Here is a 6,768-nt window from a genome sequence, read left to right as displayed (position 1 = left end):
TAAATACTGAGTTAGCTAAAGCAAGTGCATGCTGTTCAAAGATATGCTCATCTTCTCCTAACTCTTTATTGAAATGACCCTTTTCGATACCTTCTTTTATTCGTAATTTTTATCTTTATAGTAGTTATATATAGAAGAAGAAGATTTTAAAAAGCGTATACTTTCTTTTGCTAAAACATCTTCATAATCATTTAATATATCATTTATATGATCAGAAATATATTCATCAACCTCTTTACTTAATTTACTCGTAGATTCAAGTAAATATTCATCTAATTCTGCAAACACATCTTCTTTATCTTCGAATGTCTCATTAGTTAAAAGTTTTGTTATTGTAGATGTTCTATATTCTTTTACATCGCCACACAATTGTTCAGCACTAGTTTTTAATATTTCAATTCTTTTGTCAGCTTTTATTGTTTCATTTATCAGCTTGTAATCGTAGCTAAAGTCTAGTGAATTTTTTTCATCATCGAAATTCATATCTATTTGAAAAGTGCCAAAATCAAAATAGGAGCTGTTATCTACCTTAATACTAAATCTATCGTCTTTCAATGTGAAATTGGGGTAGACTAGATAAGACATAGTCTTATATTCATCTTTTTTCACTAATGAAGAGTCAAATTTTAATTTTAAATAATCACTTGGCTTTATATCACCAAAGGTATATACATTCTTCCACTTTGTGTCAATTACTATTTTGACATTCTCTTCGTCGTTAACTAGCAAATAATCTGGTTTTGAACTTTTGTCTACTATCTTCTCATTCACAGATACTAATTGATACTTTGTTGTTGTTTCCCCACCATTTTTATCAAATAAAACTTTTATTTCTTCTTTCTTTGCATAATCTTTTAATATATCGTAAACATACCATTCATAAAATAATATAGGATCTATAAAAAATGATGTAGTTGTCAAGTCATATCTATTATCAACTAGCAATTTTTTTTCTTGATACATCTGTTCAAAACCAAACAATGATTTTATATCAACTAATAATTTCTTTGTTTCATTATTTGAGCTAAAAGCTTTAAATAGGGATACTAAGTGATTCTGTAATTAAATAGCTATAGTAATGTCCATAAGTGCTTTTGCTTAGAGTGCTTGTGTTATTACTTTCCATTGATTGCAATAACGTTAATAAAAAAATTGGATATGCAGGAACTATATTGTATCCCAATGTAGTAGTAATAGCTTTTGCTTTTTCTTCTATAATATTGTGAATTTCTTCATTGGTTAAACGCTCTTCTTGTCCTAATAGTATCCACTGCTTAATTAACTTATCTCTTATTTTATGACCAAATGGCTTTATTCTATATTTTGAATAATCAAGTATAGATTTAGCAAAGTATTCATCGTTAAAAGCCTCTAGTTCTAAACTTTCATGCGCAAAAATTATTATATTTTCATGTAGTTTATTTAAATTGTCGACAAATATACTTCTGTGTTCATTATTGAAATTTATTTCATTAAAGTCATCCACCATTATTAATATGTTTTTTTTATCTTCTTGTCTAAAATTATCTAAATCTTGTGAACTGTATTGTTTTTTAAAAGCCCTTTCTATTGCTTTTTGTATTCTTTCCATAGAATAATCTTGTGTTTTTATTATTTTTCCCGAAAGCATTATTGGAATTTTGCCATTTTCTTTATGAGCAATTTGCAGCATTTGAGCTAGAGATGTTTTACCAGATGTTTCAGCACCAAAGATAACTGTTCTGTTTATATTTTCAAAATTCTTAAATTGAGAAGCATTATGTGAAATGACAATATCAGTTTCATCTAAGTTCATTAAGTTTTGATAAATAAAAATATCATCTAGTTGTAAATCTAATTTTTCTGGATGTGATAATTGAATACCAGCATCATTAATTTTTAAACTATATTCTTCATCCATTGCGAAATGTTTGATACATGTATTAAATTCAATGCTATTGTCGTTTTCAGATTCAATATATTTAGTGGTATCTTTATCCCAATTAAAATCAAAAATTGTTTCTTTTCCGCTTTGTATATTGATCTCTATTAATTTAAAGCTGCTCTCATCTGGATTTCTAGTTTGTAAAGCAGGAGAATGAATATATTGCGTGTCTTTACTTTTGCTATCATGCTCTTGATATTCATTAGCAGAATGTTCATGACCACTTAGAACAATGTTTGAAGATACATTGATTAACTCTTTTAAATTTTAGACTGCTCTTCATTTCTTTGAGACATCCATGATAAATTGTAAACATTAAAGGAGATACTATGTTGCCCTAATAAAAAGTCATATCTTTTAAAGATATTACTAGATAATTGTTTATTTATAGATTTTTTATTTTCAAGTATTTCTCTAAAATCAAAAAAATCCTGTTGAATACTGGTGCAAGATTCTATTGTCTCATTATCAATCTCCTTTATATCCAGAGTTCCATTATTAAGTGATTTGATTGAAAGTTTTCTTAGAGTGGGGGTTTTATCAAAATTACAATCATGATTCCCTGGTGCAATTATAAATTCAATTTTCAAAGAATTATTATATGAAATCAATGTATCCTTTAAATTAGAAAGTAGATTTAGAGCAGCTTCATATTCGCTTTCCTTTCCACTATTTGCTATATCACCCGTCAAAACAATAAATAAGTACTTGGCACTTAATATTTTGTTTTTAATTGCATCTTTAATTGCGTCTTTTTTTTCAAATATAGAATCGCTTAGTTTTTTAATGTGGATATCGCTTAAGTGTAGAATAGATATTTTTATTATGCCTCTTTATAAAATGTTAAGAATAATTCTACAATGTTACACTTAATTTTCAACTATCTATCATAAAATATTGGTTTCGTAATCTTGTTTAAATGCTTATAGATGTCCATAATCTCTATTCACGGTGATAGAAGCTGGGAGTTATTCACGAGAATGCAGTAATGATGTGTTAGTAAGAGTTCTAAACATCATGCTTTTGCTAAACATTACGTAATTATAAAAACGAACTAACCTAATAATTAAATACATATTATTGCTTTATAGTAATCCTTGACTTAAATATAAAAACAATATAAAATACTTTTAATCAAATTATCAAGGCTAGAGAGTGAATAAATCCATACTTAGACAAGCGTTAAAGTTTAAAGACAATAATCCTTTTCATAGTCAAATAGAAAAATTATATAGTCTTGCTCTTGAATACCAGAAAAATGAAGAATGCTATTTTATAAAATCAAAATACAGACAAAAAGCAGAGATATTGGATTATGAAATGTTTTTCAAGTTTATTAGCGAAGAACTGCTGAGTGGTAAAAAAGTATTAGGCTTTGAAGATATAGAAAATATTATTAAAGCAACTACAAGAAAAGAAAATATTCAAGCTACAGGGAATAGTAAGTCAAACTATATAAGAGTATTTGACAAAGTCATTATATATCAAATTGGTAATAATTCTCCATCTCTCCATAAGAATATTCATGAAATAGAGCCTATAAGCAAGATATTGGCAGTTGAGAACGGTGAAACATTCTTAAATATATATTTGATTATGTCCAAGTTTGGATTTAATGAATTTGTTTATCTAGGCGGATTTACCAACACATTAACGAGAGAGTTTCTAGTTGACAAAGATGTAGTGTTCTTTTTGGACTACGACATAGAGGCTATACGAATTTATGATAGCTTTAAGTGCAAAAAAAAATCATTCTTTAAACATCCAAATATTGAAAAGTACTTTAATAATAAAAAAATACGAAATACGGAACTATATTTAGAGCAGAGAGATAAACTTCCTGAACAACATAGCGAACTTCAGTGGCTTATTGACTTGATTGAAGATAGTAGTGCTGTAATTGAACAGGAGATAATAGAATATGAAGCATATTGAACTAATAGAGCTTATTTACAAGCACAGAGATCTTATTGATGATGCTTTTAAGGGTGAGAAGATTAAGCATCTACCTAGTGAGTTGATTGATGATGTAGCTGTGTTTCAGAAGGTCGCTAAACAATATGAATTAAGTGATAGCTATACGCAGTTTGCTAATGCTATGTTAAAGCGAGTAGATGCAAATTATACTTTTGGTGACTACAACGAAGAGATAAAGCTACTTATGAAACGAAAGAGTGATTTTCTTATTTCTGGCGAGAAAGAAATTCTTCAGAGAATTAAGGAATTAGTAAGAATTCTATATAAAAAAATAGAGCAAAGAGATATACTTATTAACGCTAGAGTAAATGATATTGTAAATGATAATGAGCTGAGTATTGAACTAATTATTAAAGATGCTAGAGATGTTAACGAAAGAATTGAAGAGCTTATTGAAGCACATGCCGAGAATATAAAAGTATTAGGAAAAGAGCTTAGAGGGTTAGATGAAGAGTTAGATGAGATGCTAGTTGACATAGGATTAGATATGCTGCCTTTTTCTGAAAATATCCACTTGTATATTAAAAGATTAAGTGACTTTATCTTGAGAACTGAGAAAAGAAAACTGCAAAATAAAAAAATATCCTCTCTGTTTAATAAAATATCAAAAGAGGCAGACTATGAGTTGAAGGCGCTCCTGTTGAGTAATCATCAAATATACATGCACACTGTAAAAGAGAGGAAAACTGGACTTGTTAAACATGTTCCTAGTAAAATGGAACTCAAAAAGACATCCTTTCTTAATTTGCTTTCCTGTACATTAAAAATTAAAAAAACCGAGAGAAGAGCTATAGTGGATAGACCCTATCAAGTTTCCAAAACATCGGAGCTAAAAGCAATAAGATTGGAATTGATCCAACAGGATGCATTAAGAGATAAACCTCAAGATCTCTATAGTTATATTTTAGGACATGCAGAGCTTGATAAGTTTAAAGAGGACAAATTAGATAAAAGTTATGCATTTAAAGTGTATTTGACAGTGGTACAAAATAATAGAGAAAATATTGTTTTAATGGATGAAAAATACAATAATAACAACATAAAGGTTGCAAAATGGATATAGCAAAAGTATTTGAAACTCTTTCAGAAGGAAAGATAATATCTGCAAACTCCTCACAACACAGCGACATTGCAAATATGCTACTTACAGATAGTTTTTTTGATGAAGTGAATGAACTCGTAAATCAAATTGGATATAGACTTAATAAAGAAGGCGGATATTTTTATATTTCCAAAAAAAAGAAACTCACAGCTCAGGAACAGCAAGCTTTTTTAAGCAAAAACAGAGATTTGATTGTTGCGATTGCTTTTTTGAGACACTTGTACCCTAGAATTGACAGAGGAAGCACTGTTTCTTTTGTTGATACTGTTGTTACATATGGAAATGCAAAAAGAGATGACAGCAGTATAAAAGACAAGCTTACTTACTTCTCATGGATAAGAAACAAAGACGATGAAAAAGGAATGATGGAGCAGCTTTTTAAACACCTTGAAGATAGAAACGTCATTGAAAAAGTGCAAAATAGCAACACAGATAAGTATAAAGTGCTTGATTCAATAAATTATTATCTATCTATCGTTGATTCAATTGAGACAGGAGAAGAATAGATGCTAAAAAGAATGATACTTATTAATTCTGCAAATTTCCAATTTGCAGATATTGACCTCTCTAAAGAAGTGTTTTTTGTAGGAGATAATGCAAGTGGCAAGACCACAACAACTAGAGCTTTGCATTTTCTTTATAATGGTGATGGAAAAAATCTTGGTATCCCCAGCGGTAAAGATAGTTTCTCTAGACATTATTTCCCACACGATGATTCTTATATAATTTATGTGTTTGAAACTTTTTTCATTTTTACATACAAGCGAAACGATACTATTAAAAGATGGTTCAGCAAACAAGAGTTTGATATTAATAACGTAGTAAAAAACCGTAAACTACTTAGCTTTAAAGATATTGAAGATTATATTAAAAGTGCCTCTTTAAAAATTAAGCCACAAAATATTGAAGAATACACAGCTATCCTTTATGGTAGCTATAAAAAGAAAAAAGAAAAATATCTTGATTTTGCAATTGCAGAGATTGATAATCATGAGATATTTATAGATGTGTTTAATATGATATTTAATATTGATAAGGCAATAGTTACAGCAAGCGATATTAAAAAAGCGATACAAAAATCACTAGACCAAAAAGATGAAGTGCTCAACATAAACTATGATGATTTTATACAAAAGCTCAATAAATTTTCAAGATCGTATCATTTTTTCAAAATATTTGATAGCAGTAGATTAGTCTTAGCAAATGCTCTATCTCATAGAGATGAACTTATCTCAATGGAAAGAGATATGGATGTAAAACGTAAAGCTATTAACTACAGACACCAATTAGAAATCGAAGAGATGAACCAACAAAAGATTGTGTTAAGTGAAATTGCAGATAAGCTATGGGGATATAAAGACAAAACTAAGAGCTTTGAGTTTTATTATGAAGCGTTTGACACGAGAGTGTCTTATGCTATTAGAAAACTTTCAATAGATGTTATTAAACTGGAAAACTTAAAAGAAAAGTTTGACCCTCTTGATGTAGAAGAGAATACACTACTGGCAAGTAAATATGATGGAATAAATAAAGAGCTTGATAATAAAAAATATAGTTTTCAAAAGCTTAAAGAGAAGCAGACATCAGCTCAAAAAGAGCTTGAAAATCAAATTGAGCAAATTGAGTTTAAAATTAAAACAACTATTCCTAATCAAGCAAAACAAGCTTTCTACAACTTGAGTGAGCTTGAAAACTCAAGCCATGAGAATGAAGCTTTGGAAATAGATGCAGAGTATGAGAAATTTGAAGATGAGTTAAAAGGTAA

General features: G+C 28.8%; 7 protein-coding genes. 4 read left to right on the top strand and 3 right to left on the bottom strand.

The window, feature by feature from the left end:
* Positions 1-96: 96 nt before the first annotated feature.
* From QZZ48_RS13390 to QZZ48_RS13380, 3 genes are all read right to left on the bottom strand, one after another.
* Positions 97-945, bottom strand: coding sequence for a hypothetical protein (locus tag QZZ48_RS13390; protein ID WP_294966703.1), 849 nt, complete (start codon positions 943-945; stop codon positions 97-99).
* A gap of 88 nt (positions 946-1,033) precedes the next feature.
* A complete protein-coding gene (locus QZZ48_RS13385) occupies positions 1,034-1,900 on the bottom strand; it encodes a hypothetical protein (RefSeq protein WP_294966702.1) in 867 nt (288 codons plus the stop codon).
* 284 nt (positions 1,901-2,184) lie between these two features.
* Positions 2,185-2,736 carry a metallophosphoesterase gene (locus QZZ48_RS13380; RefSeq protein WP_294966705.1) on the bottom strand — a complete coding sequence of 184 codons (552 nt, stop codon included), beginning with the start codon at positions 2,734-2,736 and terminating at the stop codon, positions 2,185-2,187.
* Between the two features lie 343 nt (positions 2,737-3,079).
* Here QZZ48_RS13380 and QZZ48_RS13375 point away from each other — a divergent pair, with 343 nt between their 5' ends.
* The 4 genes from QZZ48_RS13375 to QZZ48_RS13360 form a co-directional block, all read left to right on the top strand.
* Complete coding sequence (locus QZZ48_RS13375) at positions 3,080-3,859, top strand: hypothetical protein (RefSeq protein WP_294966700.1); 780 nt, start codon at positions 3,080-3,082, stop codon at positions 3,857-3,859.
* Complete coding sequence (locus QZZ48_RS13370; protein WP_294966698.1) at positions 3,846-4,964, top strand: hypothetical protein; 1,119 nt, start codon at positions 3,846-3,848, stop codon at positions 4,962-4,964. The genes QZZ48_RS13375 and QZZ48_RS13370 overlap by 14 nt, the downstream gene beginning before the upstream one ends.
* A complete protein-coding gene (locus QZZ48_RS13365) occupies positions 4,955-5,509 on the top strand; it encodes a hypothetical protein (protein WP_294966696.1) in 555 nt (184 codons plus the stop codon). The genes QZZ48_RS13370 and QZZ48_RS13365 overlap by 10 nt, the downstream gene beginning before the upstream one ends.
* A partial coding sequence (locus QZZ48_RS13360) for a hypothetical protein (RefSeq protein WP_294966694.1) occupies positions 5,510-6,768 on the top strand: 1,259 nt, incomplete at its 3' end.

Source organism: Sulfurimonas sp. (assembly GCF_016744025.1).
Lineage (GTDB): Bacteria > Campylobacterota > Campylobacteria > Campylobacterales > Sulfurimonadaceae > Sulfurimonas.
Note: the sequence above shows the minus strand (reverse complement) of the source record. Positions and strands in the feature narration are given on the sequence as shown.